At 63.3% G+C, this 25,984-nt stretch carries 24 protein-coding genes and 4 tRNA genes; 9 read left to right on the forward strand and 19 right to left on the reverse strand.

Annotated features, from left to right (window positions below):
• The first annotated feature begins 46 nt into the window (after positions 1-46).
• Positions 47-1,195, forward strand: a complete 1,149-nt coding sequence (locus CLU90_RS26300) for an efflux RND transporter periplasmic adaptor subunit (protein ID WP_100429228.1) — start codon at positions 47-49, stop codon at positions 1,193-1,195.
• Positions 1,196-1,204: 9 nt separating this feature from the next.
• Positions 1,205-4,267, forward strand: a complete 3,063-nt coding sequence (locus CLU90_RS26305; protein WP_100429229.1) for an efflux RND transporter permease subunit — start codon at positions 1,205-1,207, stop codon at positions 4,265-4,267.
• A 137-nt stretch (positions 4,268-4,404) separates the two neighbouring features.
• Here CLU90_RS26305 and CLU90_RS26310 read toward each other — a convergent pair whose 3' ends face one another.
• From CLU90_RS26310 to CLU90_RS26335, 6 genes are all read right to left on the reverse strand, one after another.
• On the reverse strand, positions 4,405-4,752 hold the full coding sequence (locus CLU90_RS26310; RefSeq protein WP_100429230.1) for a hypothetical protein: 348 nt from the start codon (positions 4,750-4,752) through the stop codon (positions 4,405-4,407).
• 257 nt (positions 4,753-5,009) lie between these two features.
• Positions 5,010-5,933, reverse strand: coding sequence for an SAM hydrolase/SAM-dependent halogenase family protein (locus tag CLU90_RS26315; protein WP_092717834.1), 924 nt, complete (start codon positions 5,931-5,933; stop codon positions 5,010-5,012).
• 17 nt (positions 5,934-5,950) lie between these two features.
• Positions 5,951-8,449, reverse strand: a complete 2,499-nt coding sequence (locus tag CLU90_RS26320) for a TonB-dependent receptor plug domain-containing protein (RefSeq protein ID WP_232731340.1) — start codon at positions 8,447-8,449, stop codon at positions 5,951-5,953.
• Between the two features lie 105 nt (positions 8,450-8,554).
• Positions 8,555-9,433: an NAD(P)H-hydrate dehydratase gene (locus CLU90_RS26325; protein WP_092717837.1), complete on the reverse strand. Its 879-nt coding sequence runs from the start codon at positions 9,431-9,433 to the stop codon at positions 8,555-8,557.
• Between the two features lie 31 nt (positions 9,434-9,464).
• Entirely contained in the window at positions 9,465-10,229 is a 765-nt protein-coding gene (locus CLU90_RS26330) for a histidine phosphatase family protein (protein WP_092717840.1), read from the reverse strand.
• Positions 10,230-10,309: 80 nt separating this feature from the next.
• A complete protein-coding gene (locus CLU90_RS26335; RefSeq protein WP_092717844.1) occupies positions 10,310-11,710 on the reverse strand; it encodes an L-cystine transporter in 1,401 nt (466 codons plus the stop codon).
• Positions 11,711-11,972: 262 nt separating this feature from the next.
• Between CLU90_RS26335 and CLU90_RS26340 the strand changes: the two genes are divergently transcribed.
• Together CLU90_RS26340 and CLU90_RS26345 are read left to right on the forward strand one after the other, a co-directional pair.
• Positions 11,973-12,350 (forward strand): nuclear transport factor 2 family protein, encoded by a 378-nt coding sequence (locus CLU90_RS26340; protein ID WP_092717848.1) that lies wholly within the window; start codon positions 11,973-11,975, stop codon positions 12,348-12,350.
• A 9-nt stretch (positions 12,351-12,359) separates the two neighbouring features.
• Complete coding sequence (locus CLU90_RS26345) at positions 12,360-12,749, forward strand: hypothetical protein (RefSeq protein WP_092717852.1); 390 nt, start codon at positions 12,360-12,362, stop codon at positions 12,747-12,749.
• A gap of 3 nt (positions 12,750-12,752) precedes the next feature.
• Here CLU90_RS26345 and CLU90_RS26350 read toward each other — a convergent pair whose 3' ends face one another.
• Positions 12,753-13,358: an IMPACT family protein gene (locus CLU90_RS26350; RefSeq protein ID WP_092718209.1), complete on the reverse strand. Its 606-nt coding sequence runs from the start codon at positions 13,356-13,358 to the stop codon at positions 12,753-12,755.
• A 57-nt stretch (positions 13,359-13,415) separates the two neighbouring features.
• Positions 13,416-13,682: a hypothetical protein gene (locus CLU90_RS26355; RefSeq protein WP_092717856.1), complete on the reverse strand. Its 267-nt coding sequence runs from the start codon at positions 13,680-13,682 to the stop codon at positions 13,416-13,418.
• A 93-nt stretch (positions 13,683-13,775) separates the two neighbouring features.
• Between CLU90_RS26355 and CLU90_RS26360 the strand changes: the two genes are divergently transcribed.
• A complete protein-coding gene (locus tag CLU90_RS26360) occupies positions 13,776-14,540 on the forward strand; it encodes an AraC family transcriptional regulator (protein ID WP_442906752.1) in 765 nt (254 codons plus the stop codon).
• Here the strand turns inward: CLU90_RS26360 and CLU90_RS26365 are convergent.
• The 4 genes from CLU90_RS26365 to CLU90_RS26380 all read right to left on the reverse strand — a co-directional run bounded on the left by CLU90_RS26365 (position 14,525) and on the right by CLU90_RS26380 (position 16,829).
• Positions 14,525-15,298 (reverse strand): SDR family oxidoreductase, encoded by a 774-nt coding sequence (locus CLU90_RS26365; RefSeq protein ID WP_092717860.1) that lies wholly within the window; start codon positions 15,296-15,298, stop codon positions 14,525-14,527. The two genes, CLU90_RS26360 and CLU90_RS26365, sit on opposite strands and share 16 nt — an antisense overlap.
• 148 nt (positions 15,299-15,446) lie before the next feature.
• The gene (locus CLU90_RS26370) at positions 15,447-16,352 is read right to left on the reverse strand and encodes a LysR family transcriptional regulator (RefSeq protein WP_092717863.1); all 906 of its coding nucleotides are present in this window, start codon (positions 16,350-16,352) and stop codon (positions 15,447-15,449) included.
• Between the two features lie 255 nt (positions 16,353-16,607).
• Positions 16,608-16,683: transfer RNA gene (locus CLU90_RS26375), tRNA-Lys, on the reverse strand.
• Positions 16,684-16,753: 70 nt separating this feature from the next.
• Positions 16,754-16,829, reverse strand: a tRNA-Lys gene (locus tag CLU90_RS26380).
• 120 nt (positions 16,830-16,949) lie between these two features.
• Here CLU90_RS26380 and CLU90_RS26385 point away from each other — a divergent pair.
• A complete protein-coding gene (locus CLU90_RS26385; protein ID WP_092717865.1) occupies positions 16,950-17,408 on the forward strand; it encodes a MarR family winged helix-turn-helix transcriptional regulator in 459 nt (152 codons plus the stop codon).
• A complete protein-coding gene (locus CLU90_RS26390) occupies positions 17,405-18,904 on the forward strand; it encodes an MDR family MFS transporter (protein ID WP_232731341.1) in 1,500 nt (499 codons plus the stop codon). Before CLU90_RS26385 ends, CLU90_RS26390 begins: the two co-directional genes overlap by 4 nt.
• On the opposite strand, the gene CLU90_RS26395 is transcribed toward CLU90_RS26390, so the two are convergent.
• Entirely contained in the window at positions 18,898-19,986 is a 1,089-nt protein-coding gene (locus CLU90_RS26395) for an NADH:flavin oxidoreductase/NADH oxidase (RefSeq protein WP_100429231.1), read from the reverse strand. The two genes, CLU90_RS26390 and CLU90_RS26395, sit on opposite strands and share 7 nt — an antisense overlap.
• 103 nt (positions 19,987-20,089) lie before the next feature.
• Here CLU90_RS26395 and CLU90_RS26400 point away from each other — a divergent pair, with 103 nt between their 5' ends.
• On the forward strand, positions 20,090-20,431 hold the full coding sequence (locus tag CLU90_RS26400) for an ArsR/SmtB family transcription factor (RefSeq protein WP_092718217.1): 342 nt from the start codon (positions 20,090-20,092) through the stop codon (positions 20,429-20,431).
• A gap of 122 nt (positions 20,432-20,553) precedes the next feature.
• Entirely contained in the window at positions 20,554-21,684 is a 1,131-nt protein-coding gene (locus CLU90_RS26405) for an acyltransferase family protein (protein WP_092717870.1), read from the forward strand.
• A 234-nt stretch (positions 21,685-21,918) separates the two neighbouring features.
• On the opposite strand, the gene CLU90_RS26410 is transcribed toward CLU90_RS26405, so the two are convergent.
• The 6 genes from CLU90_RS26410 to tolA form a co-directional block, all read right to left on the reverse strand.
• Positions 21,919-21,994: transfer RNA gene (locus tag CLU90_RS26410), tRNA-Lys, on the reverse strand.
• An 89-nt stretch (positions 21,995-22,083) separates the two neighbouring features.
• Positions 22,084-22,159, reverse strand: a tRNA-Lys gene (locus tag CLU90_RS26415).
• A gap of 67 nt (positions 22,160-22,226) precedes the next feature.
• The gene (gene ybgF / locus CLU90_RS26420; RefSeq protein ID WP_100429232.1) at positions 22,227-22,985 is read right to left on the reverse strand and encodes a tol-pal system protein YbgF; all 759 of its coding nucleotides are present in this window, start codon (positions 22,983-22,985) and stop codon (positions 22,227-22,229) included.
• Positions 22,986-23,119: 134 nt separating this feature from the next.
• The gene (gene pal, locus CLU90_RS26425) at positions 23,120-23,641 is read right to left on the reverse strand and encodes a peptidoglycan-associated lipoprotein Pal (RefSeq protein ID WP_034759187.1); all 522 of its coding nucleotides are present in this window, start codon (positions 23,639-23,641) and stop codon (positions 23,120-23,122) included.
• Between the two features lie 43 nt (positions 23,642-23,684).
• A complete protein-coding gene (gene tolB / locus CLU90_RS26430; protein ID WP_100429233.1) occupies positions 23,685-24,962 on the reverse strand; it encodes a Tol-Pal system beta propeller repeat protein TolB in 1,278 nt (425 codons plus the stop codon).
• Complete coding sequence (gene tolA / locus CLU90_RS26435; protein WP_100429234.1) at positions 24,959-25,978, reverse strand: cell envelope integrity protein TolA; 1,020 nt, start codon at positions 25,976-25,978, stop codon at positions 24,959-24,961. Before tolA ends, tolB begins: the two co-directional genes overlap by 4 nt.
• Positions 25,979-25,984: the final 6 nt, after the last annotated feature.

The following is a 25,984-nucleotide window of genomic DNA, read 5'->3' on the forward strand; positions in this document are numbered from 1 at the left end:
GGCGCACGCGCAATGGCAGCCGCAAGCAATGACTAGGAGCGTATCCATGACGAAACGCACGAAACGCATGTTCATCATGCTGGGAACCGTGGTGCTGTTGATTGCCCTGCTGGCGCTGGGATTTTTCCTGCACATCCGCCAGCTCATGGCCAGCGCGCCCAAGCCCACGCCGCAGACGGTGTCGGCGACCATCATCCGCAAGGTCGAGTGGCAGCCGCACCTGTCGTCCGTGGGCACCCTGGTGGCCGTGCGCGGCGTCGACGTGACGAGCGAAATCGCCGGCCTCGTCAGATCCATCCATTTCAAGTCCGGCCAGGAGGTGAGAGCGGGGCAAGTGCTGCTGCAGCTGAACGCGGACGCCGACCTGGCGCAGCTGCGCGCGCTGGAGGCGGCGGCCGAACTGGCCGCATCCGTGCTGGCGCGCGACCGCCAGCAATTTGCCGTGCAGGCGATCAGCCAGGCGCAGGTCGACAACGACGTGGCCGACGTGAAAAGCCGCAAGGCCCTGGCGGCCCAGCAGGCGGCGCTGGTGGACAAGAAAACCATCCGCGCGCCGTTCGCGGGCAAGCTCGGCATCACCACCGTCAATCCGGGCCAGTACCTCAATCCCGGCGACAAGATCGTCACCTTGCAAACCATCGATCCCATCTATGTCGACTTCCATATTCCGCAAAAGCAGCTGGGCGGCCTGCAGGTGGGGCAGCTACTGAACCTGTCCAGCGATGCGCATGCGAACACGGCGTTTGCGGGCAAGGTCAGCGCCATCAGTTCCAAGGTCGATCCCGCCACGCGCAACGTGCAGGTGGAGGCCACGGTGGCCAATCCGCAGCGGCAGTTGTTGCCGGGCATGTTTGCCAACGTCAAGGTGGAAGTGGGCGACAAGAAACAGTACCTGACCTTGCCGCAGACGGCGATCACCTACAACCCGTATGGCTCCACCGTCTTCGTCGTGCATCCGGCCCCGCCGCCCAAGGTCGGCGCGCCTCCGCCGGCGGCAGGCGAACGGGTGGTGCGGCAAGTATTCGTGACGACCGGTGAAACACGGGGCGACCAGGTGGCCGTACTGACGGGGCTCACCGAGGGGCAGCAGGTCGTCACCAGCGGGCAGATCAAGCTCAAGAACGGCAGTCCCGTGGTGATCAGCAACGTCGTCGAGCCGCGCAACAATCCGCAGCCCACGCCGCAGGAACACTGAGGCGCCGTCATGAACTTCACCGATCTCTTTATCCGCCGGCCCGTGCTGGCGATGGTGGTAAGCCTGCTGCTGGTGGTGCTGGGCTTGCGCTCCCTGTTCAGCTTGCCAATCAACCAGTATCCGAAGACGCAGAACGCCGTCGTGACGATCTCCACCACCTATTACGGTGCCGATGCGCAGACGGTGGCCGGGTTCATCACGCAGCCGCTGGAATCGGCCATTGCCCAGGCGCAGGGCATCGATTATCTGTCCTCGTCCAGCAGCAGCGGCGTGTCGACCATCACGGCCACCTTGCGTCTCAATTACGACGCGAACCGGGCGCTGACGGAAATCAATACCCAGGTCAGTTCCGTGAAAAACCAGCTGCCGGCCCAGGCGCAGACGCCCGTGCTGACGGTGGAGAGAGGGCAGACGACGGACGCCATGTACCTGGGCTTTTACAGCAAGACCTTGCCGACGAATAATGTGACGGATTACCTGAGCCGCGTGGTCAAGCCCAAGCTCGATTCCGTCAGCGGCGTGCAGACGGCGGAACTGCTGGGCGCGCGCCTGTTCGCCCTGCGCGCCTGGCTCGATGCGGACAAGATGGCCGCGTTCGGCGTGACGGCGGCCGAGGTCAGCACCGCCCTGGGCAATAACAATTACCTGGCCGCGCTGGGCTCCAGCAAGGGCCAGATGGTGACCATTCCCCTGACGGCCGGCACGGATCTGCATTCGGTCGAGGAGTTCAGGCAGCTCGTCGTCAAGCGCAGCGGCGACTCCATCGTGCGTTTGCAAGACCTGGCCACCGTCGTGCTGGGTTCGGAAAACTATGATTTCAACGTGGCCTTCAGTGGCGTGCGTTCCGTCTTCATCGGCATCAAGGTGGCGCCGGAAGCCAATATCCTCGACGTGGCCCAGCGCGTGCGCGCCAGTTTCCCCGATATCCAGGCCCAGCTGCCAGCCGGGCTGACGGGGGAAATCGTGTACGACTCGACCTTCTTCATCAATACGTCGATCCGGGAAGTCATCAAGACCCTCGTCGAGGCGCTGCTGATCGTCACCATCGTCATCTATCTGTTCCTGGGCAGCTTGCGGGCCGTGATCGTACCCGTGATCGCCATGCCGCTGTCCCTGATCGGCACGTTTACGGCCATGCTGGCGCTCGGCTATTCCATCAACTTGCTGACCTTGCTGGCCATCGTGCTGGCCATCGGCCTCGTCGTCGTCGACGACGCCATCATCGTCGTGGAAAACGTGGACCGCCACATGAAGCAGGGCCAGCCGCCGCTGGAAGCGAGCCTGCTGGCGGCACGCGAACTGGGCAGCCCCATCCTGGCCATGACGGTGGTGCTCATCGCCGTGTACGTGCCCATCGGTTTTCAGGGCGGCCTGACGGGCGCGCTGTTCACCGAATTCGCCTTCACCCTGGCCGGCGCCGTGGCCGTGTCTGGCGTGGTGGCCCTGACCCTGTCGCCCATGATGTGTTCGCGCTTTTTCCGTCCGGAACAGGACAGCGGCCGCTTCGTGCAAGCGATCGACCGCGTCTTCGGCAAGGTGCATGATACGTATTTGCGCCTGCTGCACGCGCTGCTCGATACCTGGGTGGTGCTCATCGTCCTGGCGGCGATCTTGATGGTGGTGCTGGGGTTGATGTTCAAGATGGCGCAGTCCGAGCTGGCGCCCGAGGAAGACCAGGGCGTCGTGCTGTCGCAAGTGGTGGGCGACCCGACGGCCACGTCGGACCAGATGCAGGTGTATGCCGAGCAAATCTACCAGGTGGCCAAGGCCATGCCCGAATACAGCCAGATGTTCCAGATCACGGGCGTGCCGACCGTCAACTCCGGTTTTGGCGGCATGCTGATGACGCCCTGGGACGAGCGCACGCGCAGCGCCCAGGAAGTGCAGCAAGACTTGCAGGCGGGCTGGAACCGGATTGCCGGCGCCCGCGTGGCCGCCTTCCAGTTTCCCGCCTTGCCCGGTTCCTCGGGTTTGCCCGTGCAGTTCGTCATCGCCACCACGGAACCGTTTGAAAACCTCGACGCCATCGCGCAGCAGGTGCTGGAAAAGGCGCGCGCATCGGGCAAGTTCTATTTCATCGATACGGACTTGAAAATCGACAAGCCGCAAGCGACCGTCGTGGTCGACCGCGACAGTGTCGCCGCGCTGGGCATGACGCAGCAGGACGTGGGCTCGGCCCTGGGAGCCGCCTTGGGCGGAGGCTACGTCAATTACTTTTCCATCGCCGGGCGCTCATACAAGGTGATCCCGCAGGTGCTGCAGGTGGACCGCCTGAACCCGTCGGCCGTGCTGGATTTTCATATCAAGACGCCCAATGGCACGATGATACCGGCCAGTACCGTCGCGCACATCCAGTACGACGTCGTGCCCGAATCGATCAACCGCTTCCAGCAGCTGAACTCCGTCACCTTGTCCGGTGTGTCCGGCGCCTCGCAGGGCGAAGTGCTGGACTTCATGCGCGAGACGCTGGCCCAAGTGGCGCCCAGTGGCTACACGGCCGATTACGCTGGCCAGTCGCGCCAGTTCGTGCAGGAATCGGGCGGCTTCATCGTCACCATGCTGTTTGCCGTGGTGATCGTCTTCCTGGCGCTGGCGGCCCAGTTCGAGAGCTTCCGCGACCCTGTCGTGATCCTCGTTTCCGTGCCGCTGGCCTTGTTTGGCGCCACCATGTTCATCTTCCTCGGCTTTGCATCGATCAATATCTACACGGAAGTGGGCCTGGTGACCTTGATGGGATTGATCAGCAAGCATGGCATCCTGATCGTGGAAGTGGCCAATCAGCTGCAAAAGACGGGCAAGAGCAAGCGCGAGGCCGTCGAAGCGGCCGCAGCCGTGCGCCTGCGTCCCATCCTGATGACGACGGCCGCCATGGTGTTCGGCGTGCTGCCGCTGGTGATCGCCTCGGGCGCGGGCGCGGCCGGGCGCCACGCGATGGGGCTGGTGATTTTCACGGGCTTGTCCATCGGCACTTTGTTTACCCTGTTCGTCGTGCCGGCCATGTATCTGTTCCTGGCGGCGGACCATCAGGCGCTGGGCGCCCGGAGCACAGCGACAGCGGCGCCAGCCCACTGAGGCACCGTGGCGCCTCGTGATGGGGAGAATTGCTGCGCTGTGCAAGAAAAAGAGCCTTCGTCGGAAGGCTCTTTGCTGCGTATGCTGCCGCAGGCTTTGTGTTGCTGGCGTTCCGGCCGGTCGCCGGAACGCGGCTGTTAGCTGTTGCGCGGCGGTGGGGTGGTGCCGGTACCGGTTCCTGTGCCGGTACCGGTCCCGGTGCCCGGCGTGGTGCCATTGTTGGGCGTGGTGGCCGGCGGCGTGGTCGTGCCGTCGGGATTGGTGGTGGTGCCCGGTGCAACGGATGGGGTGGCGGGTGTGGTGGCGTCCGGCGTGGTGGTGCCGCTGGTACCAGAAGTGCCGCTGCCGCCTGTGCCGGGTGTGGTGGCGGGCGTGGCCGGGGCGGTGGTGGTCGATTCGTTGTGCTTGTTGCAGCCGCCCAGCAGCGCGCATACGATGGCGGTGCCGAGGACAAGCTTGCTGGTGCTAGGGAGTGGGGCCGTCATGATTGTTCCTTTCTCGTTGGAAAGCTGTCGTGGGTGATCCTACCTTGCCAGGTTGCCTGCCACAGTGCGGGCAGGCTATCGCAGCAGTGCTGGCATCGCTTGCAAAAATTAGAGTAGGCAGGCGCGCGCAGGTTCACCGGATTTACAAATCAGCGGCCATCGGCGCAAGGAGAGGCGATCCGCTTTGATATGGCGCAAACGTGCCACGTGAACGAGAGGCAGTGGGCCAGGACAGGACGCCCTGGCCGCAGCGGTGTTTATTTCGACGACGAAACCTTGCTCACTTCTACTTCCCAATCCACGCCCGATTCGACGTGGTGTTTGGCGGCAAAGTCGCCCTGGCTGATGGCGACGGCCACGTCGAGCAGGCTGTTCAGGTAGACGAGCGGCTTGCCCTTGGCGACGCCGCCAAACGTGTGCTCGAACGGCGCCGTCACCTTGGCCACTTGCTTGCCTTTGTGCAGGATGCGCACTTGCAGCGGATCGTGCAGTTTGACCTGCAATTCATCGAGCAGGGATTTCGGGATATTCGTCCACACGTTGCCGTATTTGACGTCCAGCACGGGCACGATGCCGCGGATGGTATTGCCGTCGCGTACAGGTTTCTGATACGCGATCTTGACCACGGCTTCGCTTGGCAGCTGCGGGCCCACCTGTTCATAGCTGATGGCGCCCGAGGCCAGGCGCGCACCGACATAGGCGTACACGTCGCGGCCATGGAAGGTGTACGACTCGGCGGAGCCAGCCAGGCGGTTGACCTTTTCATCGATTTCACGCAGTTCCGCCACGCCGTCGCGCTCGGCGATCAGGGTGAACAGGCCATTGTCCGGCCCCACGAAGTAGCGTCCACCCTTGGTTTTCAGCACCACCGACTTGCGATTGGTCCCCACGCCCGGGTCGATGACGGACACGAACACAGTGCCTTGCGGCCAGTAGTTGGCCGTCTGGTACAAACGGTAGGCGCCCAGCCAGATATCGTAGTCGGGAATCTGGTGCGTCAGGTCCGAGATGGTGAGCTGGGGATCGACGCCATAGGCGACGCCATGCATGGCGGACACGGCGCCATCGGCCGTGCCGAAGTCCGTCATCAGCACCAGCGGCGCGGCGGCCTGGGCGGCAGACAGCATGAGCGCGCTCAGGCAGGCACCGGCGACGAGGTGGGAGATTTTCTTGATGATCATGTGTTCTTTCCGTGGCCTTAGAAGGTGTAGTTCAGCTTGGCGTAAAAGTACGCGCCATTGACGCCGATGGGGTTGATGAAATTGTAGGGCAGGGCGCCGCCATACGTGGCGTTATTCGTTTCCCGCACGCGCTGCGGATAGCGGTCGAGGATGTTGTTGCCGCCCACGCTCAAGGTCAGTTGCTTGCTCAGCTTTAACTGGCCTTCCAGGTCCAGCGACCAGACGGCGCCGAAGCGCTGCGCGGGGATGCCGTCGATCAGGGGCGCATCGCTGTCGTACGAGAAATCTTTCAGCTCGCCAAAGCGCGTGGCGCGTGCCTGCACGCCCCAGCCGGCCGCCTGCCAGTCGGCGCCGAGTATCAATTTGCTGTTGGGGGACGCATGTTTGATGCGGAACAAACTCGTCTCCGTCAGCAGGGTCAGACTCGGATCGATATTGGCCAGCGCAGCAGAACTCTGGCGCACCTTGTCGAGGCTGGTTTTGTTCAGGTTCAGCGCCGCGTTCAGGTTCAGCTTGCCTGACGTGAACGCCAGGTCGTGGTTCAGCACCACGTCCAGGCCGCGGGTAGCGGTGTCGAGCAGGTTGGCCAGGTAGGCGACGGACTGGATGTCGCTGCGCCCATTTGCGGCCAGATAGGCCGTGACGGCGTCGCTTTGCAAGTCGCTCGAGCGCGTGATGCGGTCGCGGATGCGGATCACGTAGGCGTCCACCGTCACGCTGGTGGCGGCGGCCGGTTTCCAGGCAAGGCCAAGGGACACGTTGGTCGATTTTTCAGGTTTCAGCTGTTGCGCGCCGAAGCTGCGCGCCAGCGGGTCGCTGGCCGGCAGCAGCGCCGCCGTTTGCAGGGCCGTGCCATCGGCGTTGAAGTTCAGCGTGGCGAAGCGGAAACCCGTCTGAACGAGGGCCGGCGCGCGGAAGCTGTTCGACAGCGAGCCGCGCACGAGAAAATTGTCCGTCACTTTATAGCGCGTGGACAGTTTGCCCGTGCTGGCGCTGCCGAAATCGCTGTAATCGGAATAGCGGGCGGCGGCGCCCACCAGCAGGCGCGGCGTGAGGTCGCTTTCCACGTCCGCATACACGGAGCGGATCTGGCGGCTGCCGTCGTAGGCGTCCGACGGGCGCAAGCCCGGTCCCGCCTGCGCGCCCGGCGGCGCGTCCGTGAAGCTGCCGGCCGCGTACGAAGCGGGGTCGCCGGCCGAGCTGGTGTAGGTTTCGCGCATCCATTCGGCGCCCACGGCCAGGCTCAAGGGCGCGGGCAAGCCGATGTCGATGGTCCGCGTGGCATCGAGGTTCAAGGCGTTCTGGCGGAAGTCGAAGCCGGCCAAGTTGAAACGCGTGGGGCTGGCGGCGCCCAGCGAGGCGTTGACGGAGTGGCTCACGCCGTAGTCGAAGCGGTCGCTGCCGTGACGCGCGCTGGCGTCCCAGTTCCATTCGCCCAGACTGCCGCGCACGCCGGCCACGATGCTGAGGTCGCGCTTGTCGCCATTGGTGACGGGGCGGTAGCCGTTCGGATACAGGGCCGGTACGTTCGACGGGTCGCCCGGGTAGCGGAAGTAGGCGCTGCCGTCGGACTTGCGTTCGTTCAGGGTGGCAAACGAGTACAGGTCCATGCCGTTGGCCAGGGTGAGCTGGGTGTTGTAGAACAAATAGTTGTTGCGCTGGCGCGAGTCGCCCGACTTGAACACGACCTTGCCGTCGAGCGCCTGGTCGGCCGGCGTGAAGTTGTAGGACGTCCAGCCCGCGTCGCTGGGGCCGGCCCGTTCCGTGGGCGAGCGGCGCCGTGTTTCCGCGCCGAAGCGGAAGAATCCCGCCTCGCCCAGCGGCACGCCATAGTCGGCGTTGACGATGACGGTCTGGCCATCCGTCAGGGTCTGGTCGGTCGGCTCGAAATGCGTGTGGTTGGCGCCATAGCTGACGGAAGCGGCGCCGCCCGTGCGCGCTTTTTTCAGCACGATGTTGATGACACCCGCCACGGCATCGCTGCCGTACTGGGCGCCGGCGCCGTCGCGCAGGATTTCGATGTGGTCGATGGCGTTGGGCGGAATCGCATTGATGTCGACCGGCACGGTGCCGGCAAAGCTGCTTTCCGTGTCGAGCACGGCGCTCGTATGGCGGCGCTTGCCGTTGATCAGCACCAGCACCTGGTCGGGCGCGAGGCCCCGCAACTGGATGCCGCGCACGGAGTCCGATGCGCCGCTCGACTCGATGCGGGGGAAATTGATCGATGGCGACAGGTTTTGCAGGGCCGCGCCCACGTCGCCCGTCGACAGCGCATTGCTCACTTCGCGTGCGCCGAAACGGTCGATGGGCACGCTGCTGTCGAACACCGTGCGGTTGCGCGCGCGCGAACCGACGACGGTGACCTGGTCGATGCTGGCGCTGGCCGTTTCCGTGGCGCTGCCCGCCACGTCTTGTGCCCAGATGGATGGTGCGCCCAGCATGGCGCAGGCCAGCACGGTGGCGCGCAGCGGTGTGGCGGGAAGGGAAAGCGTGGAGGTTGAATGGCGCGGATACAAGGTGGTGTCCTTTAAGCTTGTTCATCTGAAAACAATTGAATGAGCTTAAGGGAGGTTGTTGCCTGGGCGAACGATTCTTTATGGATATGCTTATGGCTGTTGTTTTTATGCCGCCAGATTGCGCAGCAGCGCGGGAATCTCGGCCGGGATTTCGCGCGCCAGGTAGCCGAGGATGCCGAAGCGCAGGGCCAGCTGTTCGCCCGCCAGCGCATGCAGGGCAATGCCCCAGGCGCACGCCTGCTCCAACGGCGCGCCGCGCGCGGCCAGGCCCGTGATGATGCCGGCCAGAGTGTCGCCGGAGCCGGAAATGGCCAGGCCGATATTGCCGCCTGCATGTGTCCAGTTGGTGCCATCGGGCATGGCGATGACGGTCAGCGCGCCTTTCAGGGCGACGATGGCATTCCAGCGCCGCGCCGCGTCCACGGCGCAGGCATGCGGGGCGGCCAGCACGGCGTCTTTCGACAGGCCCATCAGCTGGGCCAGTTCGCCCGCGTGCGGCGTCAGCAGCACGGGCTGGTCAAAACGGAAGTGCGCGGGCTTGCGCACCATTTGCATGGCGCAGGCGTCAAGGATCAGACGGCTATTCGCAAACAGGGGCAGCAAATGGCGCATCAGCTCGCAGCTGGCGGCCGTGTCGCACATGCCTGGCCCGACGAGCACGGCATCGACCTTGCCGGCCAGCGGCGCCAGCTGGTGTTGCGCTTCGTGGCGGAAGCCGCCCAGCGCCGTTTCGTCCAGGCCGATGACCCGCGCCTCGGGCATGGCGACGGCCACTTGCGCCGCCACCGACGCGCCCGTCGCCAGCGTCAGCTTGCCCGCGCCCGCGCGCAGGGCGGCCGTGGCCGCCAGCAAGATGGCGCCCGGCATTTCCGCCGAGCCGGCGACGATCAGCAAATGGCCGCGTACTTCCTTGTCGCCATCGGGCTGGGGCATGGGCAGGGGCCAGGAACGCAACTGGGTAGCGGTGATGTCGGTGGTGTCCATGCATGAGCTCCGAAAAAACTAGGATTTGGGACTAGGACTTAGGCGCGGCCGGCATGTCGGGCTGGGCCGTGACGGGTGTGCCCGCCGCTTCCAAAGGCGCGACGAAGTTGCACAGGTCCAGCTGCAACTTGCCGTGCTTGCCCAAGGCCGGGTTGAAAGCGTACGAGGTGACGCCGCAGTTGGGCACGTCGGCCGCCTTGTCGATGGCCAGGATGGCTTGCTCGTCGCAGCGTTCCAGCAGGTAGCGGAAGCAATTGACGATGACCTGGTGGCCGACGATCAGCACCCGTTCTCCCCGGTATTCGCGGGTGATGGTGTCGAGCACGCTGCGCAGGCGCAGGATGACGTCGCACCAGCTTTCGCCACCGGGCGGACGGAAATAGAACTTGCCCACGTGCTGGCGCTGCTCGTGCAGTTCCGGGTACTTGCTGGCGATGCCGTGCACGGTCAGGCGGTCGAGGATGCCGAATTCCTTTTCGCGCAGGCGCTCGTCGGCCACCACGGCGTTCAAGCTGTCCGCATCGATGCGCGCCAGCACGGCTTGCGCCGTCTGCTGCGCCCGCACGTACGGCGAATACAGCACGACGGTCGGTTGTTGTTCAGGGGGGAGGGTGGCGAACCAGTCGCCCAGGGCTTGCGCCTGGCGCGCGCCAAGCTCGGAGAGGGGAACGTCGACATCGCGCTCGGCGATGGCGATCAACAGCTGTTTTTCCGCTTCGGCGGCATCGCGCGCCACGTTGCCGGCACTTTGGCCGTGACGCACGATCCAGATTTGCTGCGGCCATTTCTGTTCCATCGCCTTGCGCCTTCCTCCGTATTTATTGCTAATAAATATAGACGAAAGCGGCAAGGCGCGGCGCGCCGCTGGATAGATTTTTAGGCTGCGTGTTCCGCTTCGTCCAGGTCGGGCGCGTCGTCGCTGTTGTAGACGGCCAGGTCGGTCTCGCCCATGACCCGGCTGGTGACGGTGCCGGCCGTGATCGAGCCGCTGACGTTCAGCGCCGTGCGGCCCATGTCGATCAGCGGTTCGACGGAGATCAGCAAGCCGGCCAGCGCGACGGGCAAGTCCATCGCCGACAGCACGATCAGCGCGGCAAACGTGGCGCCGCCGCCCACGCCGGCCACGCCGACGGAACCGATGGTGATGATGGCCAGCAGGGGCAGCAGGAAGCTGACCGTGAAGGGATCGACGCCGACGGTCGGGGCGATCATGACGGCCAGCATGGCCGGATAGATGCCGGCGCAGCCGTTCTGGCCGATGGTCGAACCGAACGAGGCGGCGAAGTTGGCGATGCCTTCCGGCGTGCCCAGGCGCTGCGTTTGCGTCTGCACGCTCATCGGGATCGAACCGGCGCTGGTGCGCGACGTGAACGCGAAGGCCAGCACGGGGAAGACTTTTTTCACGAAGCGCAGCGGGTTCAGGCCCACGCCGGCGATGATGGCCAGGTGCACGAGGAACATCAAAATCAGCGCGCTGTACGAAGCGACGACGAAGTTGATCAATTTCAAGATGTCCGTGTAGCTCGACGAGGCCACCACTTCAAACATCAGCGCGAACACGCCGTACGGCGTCAGGCGCAGCACCAGGGTAACCATGCGCATGACGATGGCGTGCGCCACTTTCATGAAGTGCTCGAACGAGGCAAAAATCTCCGGCTTTTTCGCCGCAATGCCCGTGGCCGAGATGCCGATGAAGATCGAGAACACGACCACGGCGATGGTCGACGTCTTGCGCGCGCCCGTCATGTCGAGGAAGGGATTGGTCGGCACGAAGCTGACCAGCAGTTTCGGCAGGGACAGGGCCTTCGCCGTTTCCAGCGAGCCTTGCAGCTGCACGCCGCGCGCCACTTCGGCGGCGCTCGACGTCAGGCCGACAGCCGTCAGGCCGAACAGCTTGGCCATCAAAATGCCCAGCGCGGCGGCGACGGTCGTCGTGATGAGCAGGGTGCCGATGGTCAGCGCGCTGATCTTGCCCAGCGAGCTCGCGTCCTTGAGTTTCAGGATGGCGGAAATGATGGACACCATGATCAGCGGCATGATGATCATCTGCAGCAGTTTGACGTAGCCGCTGCCGACGATGTCCATGTATTCATTGGTGCCCGCGATGATGGGCGAGCCGGCGCCGTACAGCCACTGCACGGCCGCACCGAGCAGCACGCCCAGGCCCAGGCCCGTGAAGACGCGCACGGTAAACGTCGCGTGTTTGCGTTGCTGATGGAACATGAAAGCGAAGACGAGCAACGCAACGAGCAGGTTCAGGATGATGTTAATTGCCATGAAGGGGCCTTATCTTGGTTTTATTCGAGACTGCACGGAGCACATAAACTGTACTACAACTGACAGCTGCCCCAGCCCGGGGCGGAAGGGCAAGCACTGTACAGTACTATGGTGGCGTTTTGCGCAATACCGCTGCGAATATTACGCTATATAAATATGCTTCACAGGTATAAGCCTTGTGGCTGATTGTGAATTTAGCTATTTCGTGCCAGCATGCTTTTCCCGTTTGCTAAGATGCGCCAGACTATTTGATAGGAAGAAGATGAATGCATTAACTGAAGTACAAGTGCTCGATGCGGAAGAACGCTTGCGCCTGGCCATGATGGCTTCCGACGTGGCCGCGCTGAACGTCTTGCTGGCCGACGACTTGCTGTTTACCAATCACCTGGGCCACTTGCTGAGCAAGCATGCTGACCTGGCCGCGCACGAGCAGCGCCTGCTGGCCATCACCGACCTGCGCGCGTCCGAGCGCCATGTGCGGATCAACGGCAACGTGGCCGTCGTCTCCGTGCGCATGCAGCTGACGGGCACCTACCACGATGTGGAAACGCATGGCGACTTCCGTTTTACGCGCGTCTGGGCGCAGGATGCGGCCGGCGCGCTGCAAGTGATCGCCGCCCATTCCGGCGTCGTGGCTTGAGGAGTATCAGTGGATCATCGTTCCAAAGGGCAGCTGTTTGAAGCTGTCATCGCCGCCGGCCCGGCCACCCTGGCCATCACGGCAGGCTATCCCGTGCTGCTGTACAACCTGGTGCGCACCTGGGCCGACGCTCCCGGCGCCAATGCCCTGGCCGCGCTGCTGCTGACGGGTGGCGTGTGGGCCTTGCTGGAATTCTGGCGCATCGCGCTGGCGACCGTGGCGCGCAAGGCATACGCATTCAACTGGCGCTTCTGGCTGGCCATCGCCAGTTTTCTTGCCTGCTTCGTGCGTTTCGTGCCGGACATGCCGGCCGGACTGATGCTGTTGTTGCTGGTGCTGCCGGCGCTGGCGTGGACGCATTTCATTTTGCTGCAGCTCAAGCGGCCCGCCAACTTGTAAGTTTCATTCTTCCTCTTCCGCTTCCGCTTTCAGCCAGACGATGCGGCCATTGCCCGCCTCATGCAGATGGGCCAGCAGGGCGGTGGCGGCCGTTTCAGGCAGGCTGAAGTCGAACAGCACGTGCTCGCCGTGTTCCACGTTCAGCAAGGTGGCGCCGGCGCCATCGAGTTCGCGGCGCAGCATGCCTTCCATCGCATACGGCACCGTGCAGCGCAAAGTTCTCTGGCGTACGATGGCCGTCTTTTCCGCCTGCAGCAGCGCTTGCGCCACGCTATCCGTGTAGGCGCGCACGAGGCCGCCCGCGCCCAGCTTGATCCCGCCAAAATAGCGCACGACGGTCGCCAGCACGCCTTCCAGGTCCTGGTGGCGCAGCACGTCGAGCATGGGCCGCCCGGCCGTGCCGCTCGGTTCGCCATCATCGACGGCCGCCGATTGCCCGCCCGCCAGCAGCGCCCAGCACACATGGCAGGCGCCCGGATGCTGCGCCTTCAAGTCATTGACCACCTGCTGCGCGCTGGCGCGGTCCGTCATCGGCTGCACGCAGCCGATGAAACGGCTTTTCTTGATGATCAGTTCGCTGTGGACGGGAGTGGCAATGGTAAACGGCATGGCGGGTGCGAAGGCGGGCAAAGCAGCATGATAGAGTAAATGCGCGCCGTGGACGAGTCAGCTCGCTCGCGCGGCGGAAGCGGCCACCAGTTCGCGCAGCGCCGCATCGCGCACTTGCAGGATATCGAACAGTCCCAGCGCGTGCAGGGCGGGCAAGGCGTCGACAATGTCGCGCTCGGCAATGCTCCGTTCGGCGCTGCCGCTGGGCTCGTCCAGCCATAGCCTGGCATTGGCGAGGAAGGCGCCCACCGTGCCCTTGCGTACGGTCACGCCATTGAACTGGCCCTGGTTTTGTTGATCCGGCAATACGTCTTCTGCGCGCATGGTGAACTCCTGAGATAGTAAGAGACTCCACTGTATGATGATCTGATTGTCTTGCCTGCGCTGTTTATGTCATTCGATACGTCAAATCCGCCAATCTTGTCGCCATCGCTGCCGCTGCGCGCCATACGCATTGCCCAGCCGCAGGAGAGGGTGACGGCGGCGCACCGCCACGCCAGCGGCCAGCTGTTCGGCGCCATGCGAGGCCTTTCCGTTGCCGCCGACAGCGGGCAGTGGGTAGTGCCGGCCAGCCATTGCGTATGGATGCCGCCCCATCACGTCCATGCCCTGCGGTCGCACGGCCCGTTTGCGGGCTGGAGCGTGTATGTGGACGAGACCAGTTGCGCCAGCTTGCCCGCCGCGCCGTGCGTGATGCGCGTCTCGGGCTTGCTGCGCGAAGCGGTGGACCGTGCCAGCACCTGGGACGATGTCGCGCTCGACGTGCGGCAAGCCCGTGTGGCGGGCGTGATCCTCGACGAAATCGCCGCCGCGCCGTACGAGCCCTTCGGCTTGCCCCTGCCCACGGACCCGCGCCTGCTGCGCGTGGCGCGCGCCATCCTCGATGACCTGGCCGACGAGCGGGGCGTGGAAGCGCTGGCCGCCTGGGCCGGCGTATCACCGCGCACCCTGGCCCGCCGTTTCACGCTCGAGACCGGCTTTACGCCCTCGGCCTGGCGCCAGCGCGCCCGCATCCTGCGTGCCCTGGAATTGTTGGCTAGTGGCCAGCCCGTCACGACGATTGCGCTGGACTTGGGCTACGACAACGTCAGCGCCTTCATCGCCATGTTCAAGCGCGTGATGGGCGTGACGCCGGGCAAGTATGGGGAAGGCCCCGCGCCAGAAACTTATTTTGTGGTGTAGCCGCCATTGATCAGGATAGTCTGACCGGTGATCCACCAGCCATCGCTGACCAGGTGCCGGATGAACGGGACTACGTCATGGATATCGGTGAGGCCGGTCTTGCTGAATCCGGAGAGTGCCGCGGCCGTCTTGTGGTACGCCACCGCGTCATCGCCTTCGGCGGGATAGAAAAACGGCGTGTCCATCGGACCTGGCCCGACCGCCGTCACCGAGATGCCGCGCGCACCGAACTCCTTGGACGCCGCGCGGGTGTAGTGCTCCACCGGCGCCTTGGTGCCGGCATACGCGGCGTAGAAGGGCGTGAATGCACCCAGCAGCGAGGTGACCACGGTGCAGATCTTGCCATTGTCGTTGAGGTTCTTGCCGGCCTCCTTGAGAAAGAAGAAAGCGGTCTTGGAGTTGACCGCCGTCATTTCGTCGTATTCGGCTTCGCTGATCTCCGCGATCGGCTTCTTCAGCACCTTCCCAACGGTGTTAATCGCGATGTCCAGGTTGCCGACCGCGGCAATGGCGTCGGCGAACAGCTTCTCGACGGCCCCGGCCGTCGTCAGGTTGGCCTGGATTGCGACGGCTTGTGCGCCTGCGGCCTTGATCGCGGCCACGGTTGCCTCGGCATCGGCCTTGCTGGCTGCGCTGTTGTAGTGGATGGCCACTGCCTTGGCGCCTTGCTGCGCCAGGTCGCGGGCGATCAGTCCCCCGAGGTTCTTGCCTCCTCCGGCGATGAGGACGGTCTTGCCTTTGATGCAATGGTCAGTCATGTCGATCTCCTTGGATACGTATTGGGAGGCTCGAGTATAAGCAGCATCCAATGGAAGATCAGCTACGCCCGGCTGGATGGATTGTCCAGAAAAACAGCCCAATCGGGACTGGCCAGGCCAGAATCAGCCACGCCAGCCTCGCTGCGTTTCATGATTCGAGATGTGGCCGCATTAACGTTTCGAACCATTCGAAAAATGCATTCAGCCTGCGCGACAGTTGCTTGCGGTGCGAGAAAACGAGCGACACCGGCATGGACGCCGCGCGGAATTCCGGCATGACTTCAATGAGTTCGCCGCTGTCGAGCAGGTGTTGCACGTCGAAACGGGGAATCTGGATCAATCCCACCCCCGCCACACAGCAGGCAATGTAATTTTCGGCGTTGTTGACGATCACCCGGCTGGGAATTGACAGTGATCGTTTGCGTCCCGCATCCAGATACTCCCAGGGAGACTCTTTCGCGGCAGGACCGGAGGCATATCCAACCGTCCAGTGTCCTTTGCTCAAATCATCTGGCGTTGCCGGCACACCATGCTCGCGTACATAGCCTAGACTGGCGCAGTTGATCAGTGCGATATGCCCGAGAGGACGCGCGACGATACTGCTGTCCTGCAACGTCCCGACGCGCACGGCACAGTCCACGCCTTCCTGCACCATGTCGATCGCACGGTCCGAGGAACTCAATATCAACTCGAGCCGGGGGTAGGCGCGTAAAAAGCCGGGCAGCGCCGGAGCGATCAGCCTGCGCCCGATGCGGCTGGGGGCATCCACGCAGAGTCGCCCTGAAATCTTGCTGTGCTGCACATGAAACAGTTGATCGATATCTTCCGCATCCGCCAGAAGCGAACGAACGCGCTCGAGCAGGAGCATGCCATCCGCGGTCAGTTGTACTTGCCGCGTGGTGCGATGCAATAAGCGCGTGCCAATCACCAGTTCAAGCTGCTGTATGGCGGCGGAGATGGAGGCCCTCGGCATGCCCAGCGCATTGGCAGCCTTGATGAAACTCCCCATTTCAGCTACTTGTGTGAAAACACGGTACTGATTGAATTTGTCCATGAGTGTTTTTTATATCGCCTTGACCGTAATCAAAAATCAATCTATGGCGCAGCATACGCGATCGGCAGCGGTGTCGTGCGGACGGTCGAGCAGGCCAAAGCGGACGACAAAGCGGCCGTTTGCTCCCGCACCCAGCCTGGAATTTTTTGATCAAACAGCAAAAATCGGTCTTGCTGTATGCGGACGCTCAGTGGACCGGGAATGGGCCGGAAAACAAAAAAGCCAACCGCGAACGGTTGGCTTCTCTGAAGTATTTGGTAGGCCGTGCGGGATTCGAACCTGCGACCAACGGATTAAAAGTCCGCTGCTCTACCAGCTGAGCTAACGACCCAAAAACTTTTACAACGGAACTGCGGTAACGCTGTGTCCATCAGCATGCTTGCATGGTGACGACTGAATCTTGGTAGGCCGTGCGGGATTCGAACCTGCGACCAACGGATTAAAAGTCCGCTGCTCTACCAGCTGAGCTAACGACCCAAGGGCGGCTATTATGACGGCCAAAGGCGGTTTTGGGAAGGGCGGGGATGGAAAAAAACCTTGCATGGCGCCCGGGTACGGCATAATATAGGTAGATAGCCTACCTACTTATAAATTCTTATGCCCACTACCGAAGATCTTCCCATCCCCGAACGCGCGCTGGCGCTGTCCGATGATTTGCGCACGGCGTTCAAGCGTTTGCTGCGTTCCATGCAGCGCGAAGGGGGCGAGCTGGAAGGCAGCGTGTCGATGATGCAATACATGCTGCTGGCCCTGATCCACGAACAACCGGGCATCGGCGTGGCCGCGCTGGCGCGCCTGCAGAATGTGCGCGGTCCCACCGTCAGCGCGCAGGTCAAGTCGCTGGAAGAGGCGGGACTGGTCGAGCGCGGCGCGCCCGATCCGCAGGATCGGCGCCGCTCGGGGCTGCAGGTGTCCGCGCAAGGTCTGGCCATCCTCGAAACCCTGCGTGCGCGGCGCCGCGATGTGCTGGCGCAGCGCATTGCCCGTCTTACGCCGCAGCAGATCGATGCGCTGGAAGCGGCCATGCAGCCGCTGCTTGAGATCGGACAAGCATGAGCCGCCACGATCAAGCCGCAGGCGCAGAAAAGGACGCTGTAAAACCCGTCACCGAGCGCGAAGTGCGCGCCATCTACCTGGGCCTGATGGCCGTGCTGGGCCTCGGTGCGCTGGACCAGAGCATCGTCGCCACGGCCTTGCCGCGCATCGTCGATGACCTGGGCGGCATGGCGCATCTGTCGTGGGTGGTGACGGCGTACGTGCTGGCCTCGACGGCCACCATGCCCCTGTACGGCAAGCTGGCCGACCAGTACGGCCGCCGCCCCATGATCTTCACGGCCCTGCTGACCTTTCTGCTCGGCTCCGTGCTGTGCGGGTTGGCGCAGAACATGACGGAGCTGATCATTTTCCGCGCCATCCAAGGTCTCGGTGCGGGCGGCTTCATGCCGCTGGCGCAAATCATCATCGGCGACATCGTGCCGCCGGCCGAGCGGGGCAAGCGGCAGGGCATGGTGCCCATCGTGTATGCCGTCACCAGCGTACTCGGCCCCGTGCTGGGTGGCGTGATCACGGATGCTTTGTCGTGGCACTGGATTTTCTATGTCAACCTGCCCATCGGTGTCGCCGCCTTTGTCATCATCGCGCGCGCCATGCGCAAGCCCGTGCGCATGCATGCGCACAAGATCGACTATCTGGGATCGGCCTTGCTGACGGGCGCCATCACGGCGGCCCTGCTGGTGCTGGCGCTGGGCGGCACCGAGTGGCCGTGGGATGCGCTGGCCATCAAAGTGTGCGGCGGCGTCGCCGTGCTGCTGGGGATCTGGCTGGCCTTCCACGTGGGCAGGGTCGATGAGCCCGTGCTGCCGCCCGACCTGTTCGAAAACCGCACCTTCAATATCGCCAGCCTGGTCATGGCCGTGACCTTCATGGGGTTGATGGGCGCCAGCGTCTTCTTTCCCCTGTTCTTCCAGCTGGTGATGGGCACGAGTCCGGCGCAGTCCGGCGTGATGACGGTGCCGATGATGGTGGGGCTGGTGGCCTCGTCTATCTTCAACGGCCGAGTGCTGTCGCGTTCGGGCAAGTACAAGATGGTGCAGGTGGCGGGATTGGCGGTGGCGCTGCTGGCGTTTGCCGTGCTGGCCTGGGGCATGGAAACGTCGCGCGGTTACTGGATCATCGAGCCGGCCATCTTCTTCCTCGGCACGGGGCTGGGACTGGTGATGCCGAACATGACGATCGCCGTGCAAAATGCCTTGCCCCTGGCGCGGCGCGGCGTGGGCACGGCCATGCTGGCCTTTTTCCGCTCGCTGGGCGGCTTGCTGGGCGTGACGGCGTCCGGCGCCATTCTCGCGCATCAGTTGCACAAGCACGGCGTGGAAGCCGTCTCGGCGCTGGGCGCGCAGGCGGCCACGCAGACGGTGGACGTGTACCGTCATGCGATCGCCAGCGTGTTTGGCGCCGGCGCCGTGCTGCTGCTATTGGGGCTGATCTTCCTGCTGTTCCTGCCGGAACTGCCCCTGGAGGGGCATCCGGCAACGGTCAAGGACGATCAATAGCGCTCGAGCCAGTGCGCGTACGGCGCCGGCAGGGTCCACGAGGCGCGTTCCACGCCGAGTTCCTTGGCGGCAAAGTATGCCCAGTGCGGATTGGCCAGGTGCGCCTTGCCGACCATCACCACGTCGAGTTGCTCGTCCTTGACGACGCGCTCGGCAATCGCTGGCGTGCCGAAGCCCCAGGCGGAAGAGACGGGCACACCCGCTTCGCGACGCACGCGTTCGGCAATCGGCCCCATGAAGGCGGGGCCCCATGGAATCGACACGTCGGGAATGGTAAAACCCATGCTGACGCTGATCATGTCCATGCCCGCGTCCTTGAACTGGCGCACGAGGCCGATCGATTCGAGCAGGGTTTGCTCGTCGCGGCCGTCAAATTCCAGCACGCCGAAGCGGATCGTCAACGGCAGGTGCTCGGGCCACACTTCGCGCACGGCTTTCAATGTTTCCAGCAGGAAGCGGCTGCGGTTTTCCAGGCTGCCGCCATAGATATCGTCGCGCTGGTTCGAGTGGGCGGAAAAGAAGCTTTGCGCCAGGTAGCCGTGGGCGAAGTGCAGCTCCAGCCATTCGAAGCCCACTTCGCGGGCGCGCACGGCTGCGTCGACGAAGTTCTGTTTCACGCGGGCGATATCGTCGAGGTCCATGGCGCGCGGCACTTTCGGCAGGCCGCCGCCGAAGGCGATGGCGGACGGGGCGATGGTTTGCCAGCCGCGCGCGTCACCCTCTACGATATGGTCGTCGCCTTCCCATGGACGGTTGGAACTGGCCTTGCGGCCCGCATGGGCGATCTGGATGCCGGGCACGGAGCCGGCCGCCTTGATGGCTTTCACGACAGGCACGAAGGCTTGCGCTAGGTCATCGTTCCAGATACCCGTGCAGCCGGGCGTGATGCGGCCTTCCGGCGCCACGGCCGTCGCTTCGACGATCACCAGGCCGGCGCCGCCACGGGCCATGCCCGCGTAATGCGACAGATGCCAGTCGTTGGCCACGCCATCGACGGCCATGTACTGGCACATGGGCGGCACGGCGATGCGGTTGCGCAGGGTGACGTTTTTGAGAGTGTAGGGCTGGAAGAGGGCGGACATGGTGGCCTTTGTGTTTGTTGGTGGTGTAGGGAAATATTGATTCGGTAGTTCGTAAATATTCGAAGAATGGAATTAGTATAGCGCATGCTGTATGATTCTGCTCATGCGTCCACACAAACATCCTCCCGCCAGCGAATTCGTGCTCGAAAGAGTGCTGTACGCCTTGAGCGATTCCATTCGCCTCGACATCGTGCGCCACCTGGCCAGGGTGGACGCGGCCGCTTGCGGCGACCTCGACGGCGGGCGGCCGAAGTCGACCGTTTCCCACCATTTCAAGGTCTTGCGCGAAGCGGGCCTCGTCTACACGGAAAACGCGGGCACGACGCACATGAACACCTTGCGCCGCGCCGATATCGAGAGCCGTTTTCCCGGCCTGCTCGACGCCATCCTGGCGCAGCAGCCATTGGCGCCCGCATCGCCGGACGCGGGCGGACAGGCAGTCTAGCCGCCTGCCGTGCCCCGCCATTTGCCAGGCTCGGCTATCATGTCGGCCTTTCGGTAAATCCTCGGCCGCGCGCCTGTTGCGCGCATGGCTGGCGACACTACCTGGCACGGCAAGGATAGGGAATGACGGCAGTAGCAGCGGTATCACAGGCGGACCTGGCACATCGTCCGCAGTTTGGCTGGATCAATGGTTTGAAGGCGGGCGCGGCGCAGCTGATCGTGTTGCATCACCTGGCGTTTTACGGGCCCATGTCCGACTACGTGCAGCCCCTGTGGCCCGCGCTGCTGGACTGGCTCGGCGGCAGCGCGCGCATCGCCGTGCAAGTATTTCTCGTCATCGGCGGCTTTCTCGTCGCCAAATCCCTCTCGCCCGCCGGCCATCCCGGCATTGCTTCCCCGCTGCAGGCGATCTGGCGCCGCTATGCCAAGCTGGCGCCACCTTTCCTGGTGGCCACCTTGCTTGCCGCCATCATCACGCCCGTCGCCGGTATCTGGATGCAGCACGATTCCATGTCGGCCGCCGTCACCCTGGGCCAGTTGAGTGCCCATGCCTTGCTGCTGCACGGCGTGCTGGGCTATGAATCGCTGTCGGCCGGCGCCTGGTACGTGGCCATCGATTTCCAGCTGTACCTGCTGACGGTGTCGCTGCTGTGGCTGGGCGGCCGCCTGGCGGGCCAGCGGCGCGGGCGCTGGCTGATGCCGCTGGCCGTCACTGCGGGCATCACCTTTTCCTTGCTGTATTTCAATCTCGACGCGGGTTGGGACAATTGGGCGCCGTATTTCTTCGGTAGCTACGGCCTGGGCATGCTGGCCTGGTGGGCCAGCGACCCGGCCCGCAAACCCGGCGCCATGACGGTGCTCATGGTCATGATGGCGGTTCCCGTCCTGCTGGCCCTGGCCGTCGACTACCGCAGCCGCATCGCCCTGGCCCTGATCGTCGCCTGCGCCCTGATCCTGTTCGGCCGTGCCCGCACGCCGTCGCAGGGCGGCGCCTGGAACGTCATCAACGCCCTGGGCCGCATCTCGTATGCCGTGTTCCTCGTCCACTTCCCCGTCAGCCTGCTGGTCAATGCCTTGTTTGTCACCTATGTTCCGTTGGAGCCAGAGTGGCAGGCGCTGGGCATGCTGACGGCCTGGGGCGCCAGCCTGGCGGCCGGCGCCGCGTTTTACCGGTGGGTGGAAGTGCCGCTGGGGCGGGTGATGGGGAGCGTGGTGGCGCATCTGGCCGGGCGGCCGGCGCTGGTGTCGCGTTAGAAACTCGGAGCGGGCTTCTTGAGCTTCAACCTTCCACTGAATCGGCAGCATGGCCGTCAGTCTGCGGCGTGACGATTTTCTTCAGTTGCGCCATGACTGTCTCGTGCGAGGCGGTAAGAGATGTATCGCAGGTGGCAAGGCGTTTGATTTGTGTCAGGGGGAGGGTGTCCCGTGCAAGTGACGCTGCTGAAAACAAAAAAGCCAACCGCGAACGGTTGGCTTCTCTGAAGTATTTGGTAGGCCGTGCGGGATTCGAACCTGCGACCAACGGATTAAAAGTCCGCTGCTCTACCAGCTGAGCTAACGACCCAAAAACTTTTTACAACAACTTCGGTAACACTGTGCCGTAAAAAAATGCTTGCTATAACAACTCGCAAGCAGATCAGTACTGCGTATTCGTGGTAGGCCGTGCGGGATTCGAACCTGCGACCAACGGATTAAAAGTCCGCTGCTCTACCAGCTGAGCTAACGACCCGAAGAAGAAAGATTATAGGGGGTGCCCGGGATTCTGTCAAACCTAACGGGCAACTTTTTCCCTGCTTTTACTTTTTGCCGGCCCGTTCCTTGGCGGCCTGGGCCGCGCTGGAGTCCGGGTAGCGCGAGATCAGGGCGTTCAGCGTCTTGGTGGCGTTGGCCTTGTCTTTCAGCTCCGTGTAGCAGCTGGCGATGTTGAGCATGGCGTCGGCCGCCTTCGGGCTGTCCGGGTAGTTCTTCAGCACTGCCTGCTGGGCCGTGATGGCGTTCTTGCAGTCGCGCTGGGCGTAATAGGCGTTGCCCAGCCAGTATTGCGCGTTGGCCGCGTAGGCCGATTCCGGGTAGCGCTTGACGAAGCCGTCCAGGGCCGAGACGGCGCCCTTGTAGTCGCCCGACTTGAACAGGCCGAACGCGGATTCGTATGCGCTTTGCTCGGATACGCCCACGGCCGCTTCCTGGCCGTCGATGGTGACCTGGCGCGGTTCGAGCTTGCGCAGGCGCGCGTCGATGTCGGTGTAGAAATCCTTCTGGCGCTTTTGCACGTTCGCCAGGTCGTTGCCCAGTACTTCGATCTGGCCGCGCAGGCGGGCGATCTCTTGCATGGTCTGGTCGTGCTGGTTGATCAGGCTCAGGGTGCTGGTCTTGTCCGCCTTGGCGTCGATGCGGCTGTTCAGGTCGCGCGCCATGGCGTCGACCTTGGCGCGCAGCTCGAGGATGGCCTTGCGCGCTTCGTCGTCATCGAACAGGGCGGCGTTGGCGTGCAGGGGCAGGTAGGCAAACGCGGCCATCAAGGCGGCGGCGACGCCGGCTTTCGAGAATGTCATCATGGGTCGGGCTTTCTAAGGTTACGCAAACATGCAAACGGGGCGCCGGGCGGTGAATCACCGCGCTGCGCCCCATTATTATGCCTATGACTGGCCAGTTAGGTAAGCGCCAATGCTGCCGCGCTCACCCGTCAACATCAATAAACGATGTCAGCGCGGCGGTTTTCTGCCCATGCTGCTTCGTTGCTGCCTTGTGCTTTAGGCTTTTCTTTGCCCAGCGACACGGCTTCCATTTGGCCTTCTGGCACGCCCAGGGCTGCCATCGACTTGCGCACGGCTTCAGCACGTTTCTGGCCCAGGGCCAGGTTGTACTCAGCGCCACCGCGTTCATCGGTGTTACCTTGGATCAGGATCTTGCGGCTAGGCGTTTTCACCAGGTAAGCAGCGTGGTTTTGCACGACTGGGGTGTCCGCTTCACGCACGACGTATTTGTCGAAGTCGAAGTAGATGCTGCGGTTAGCCAACACGCCTTTTGGATCGTCCAGTGGATCGACCGATGCGGTCGTTACTGGCTGAACTTGACGGGTGTCAACTGGAGCTGCGACTTTTTCAGGAGCGCGCTCAACCACTGGGGTCTCGGCTACTTTGACTGGGGTGCTGCAGGCGGACAGCAGAGCTGCGGTAGCGGCGATGAAAGCCAAGCTTTTAAAGTTACTCATTTTTATTCTCCGGGTCATGGTTAAAGGTGAAACTGTACAGCATTTACTTCATGAAAGGACCCCAGGTGGGCTCCTTGATATTGCCAGCTTGCGTAGTCAAACGCTGTTTGACGCGGCCATCCACCGATACCACTGCCAGCGACTTGCGTCGTCCGGATTCGGTCGCGTACATGATATATTTCCCGTTGGGCGAAAAGCTCGGTGATTCGTCGTTGGCGGTGTCCGACAGGCGCAGTTCCTGGCCACTAGCCAGGTCGAGCGCGTAGAGCTGGAAATTGCCGTCGCGACGGGAAATATAAGCAAGTGTCTTCCCGTCGGACGAGATCCGCGGGCTGATGTTGTAGGAGCCGCCAAACGTCACGCGCTTGGCTTCGCCACCGCTGGCCGACATGCGGTAGATTTGTGGTCCGCCGCTGCGATCGCTGGTGAAGTAAATGCTTTGGCCATCGGCCGAGAATTGAGGTTCCGTATCGATGCCGCTGCTGGTGCTGACGCGGCGCAAACCGCTGCCGTCGGCATTGACGGTATAGACTTGGGTATGGCCATCGCGCGACAGGGCCACGGCCAGGCGCGAGCCGTCCGGGCTCCAGCTCGGCGCCGAATTGCTGCCTTTTTCATTCGATACGATGGTGCGCTGGCGCGTCACCAGGTTTTGCACGTAGACGATCGGCTTTTTCTTTTCAAACGAGACATACGCGACCTTGGTGCCGTCCGGCGACCAGGCTGGCGAAATGATCGGCTCGTTCGAGCGCAGGGCGACCTGGATGCCTTCGCCATCGGCGTCGGCCACTTCCAGCCGGTACTCGCGGCCCGATTGCGTGACGTAGGCGATGCGCGTGGCGAACGCGCCCTTGACGCCCGTCAGCTTTTCATAGATGTCGTCGGCGATCTTGTGCGCCAGCAAGCGGTTGAACTGCGGGGCGGCCGCATTGTTCATGCTGGAAATCTGGGCGCCCTTGATGGTGTCGAACAGCTTGTAGCGCACGTCCAGGCGGCCGTCGGCCATGCTTTGCACGGTACCCGCCGCCAGCGCGTCGGCGCCGCGCGACTTCCACTGCTCGTAGCTGACGGGCGCCGTTTCCGATACGGGCGCATCGGCGTCGATCAGCTTGAACACGCCGCTGCGCGCCAGGTCGGCCTTGATGATGCCGGACAGCGATTGCGGCGCCGCCGATTCATTGACGAAGCTGGCGACAGCGACCGGGATCTGGTTGCTGCCGATTCCCGTAATCTCCACGCGCAGCTGCGCCTGGGCGCCGGTCGCGCCCAGCATCAGGCCGGCGCAGAGCACGACATAGCTCATTTTTTTCATGGTCATCATTTAGGCAAATCCTTCATCTCGAATATGAGTTCAATCTCGCGTTCCACGGTGCCGTCTTTTTTCTTCGGCAGTGGCGACGATTTATTAATGGCGTTTTCCACCGAGCTGTCATACGCCGGCAGGCCGCTGCTTTTAATCTTTCGGACCGAAATAATTTCCCCAGTTGGCAGTTGCTCGATCTTGAACACGGCGCGCGGGTTGCCCGGCACGTCCGTGCTACCGCTGTATGCGATATTGCTCTTGATCTTGCTCGTCAGGGCAGCGACATAGCCGCTGTCCTTGCGTGGCGCGGTCGCTTTCGCGGCCGTGCCCGTCGTGCCGGCGCCCGCCGCACCCGTGATGCGGCTCATTTCCGCAGCGCGCGCCTTGTCGGCGGCTTTTTTCTCTTCCGCCGCTTTTTTCGCCTTGGCAGCTTTTTCCGCCGCCGCTTTTTTCTCGGACAGTTCCTTCTCGGCTTTTTCTTCCGCCGCTTTTTCTTTCTCTTTGGCCTGCTTGGCTTTCTCCAGCTTGTCGGCCTTTTCTTTTTCCAGCTTTTCAGCCTTGTCTTTTTCTTTCTGCTTCTGTTTTTCCAGTTCGCGTTTTTCTTCCTCGCGTTCCTTCTGTTCCTGCTTGCGCCGCTCTTCGGCCGCCGCTTTTTCTTTCTCTTCCTTCAGCTTGGCCTTCTTGCGCTCGAGGGCGATCTCCGCTTCGCGCAGGTCGACCTTCGGCTCGGGCGCGGCCACCGGCGGCGGTGGCGGCGGGGCCGGCTGTTCCACTTGCGGTTCAGGCGGCGGCGTTGGCGTCGGCTCCGGTTCCGTCGCCACTTCGGGCGGCGGCGCGGCCGTCTGCACTTTCATGTCCCATACTTCCGCTTCGACGGCTACAGGCTCCGTATTTTGCCAGTGTACGCCCACCCACAGGAAAAACAGCAGGCCAAGATGCATCGCCAGCGCCAGGCCCAGCGAGGGCCAGCGGCTGCGTTCGCGCGGCACGCTGTAGGGCTTGCCGAGTACATGGTCGATTTGTTTGGTCTGCAAAGTCTA

This window comes from Janthinobacterium sp. 67 (assembly GCF_002797895.1).
Lineage (GTDB): Bacteria > Pseudomonadota > Gammaproteobacteria > Burkholderiales > Burkholderiaceae_D > Janthinobacterium.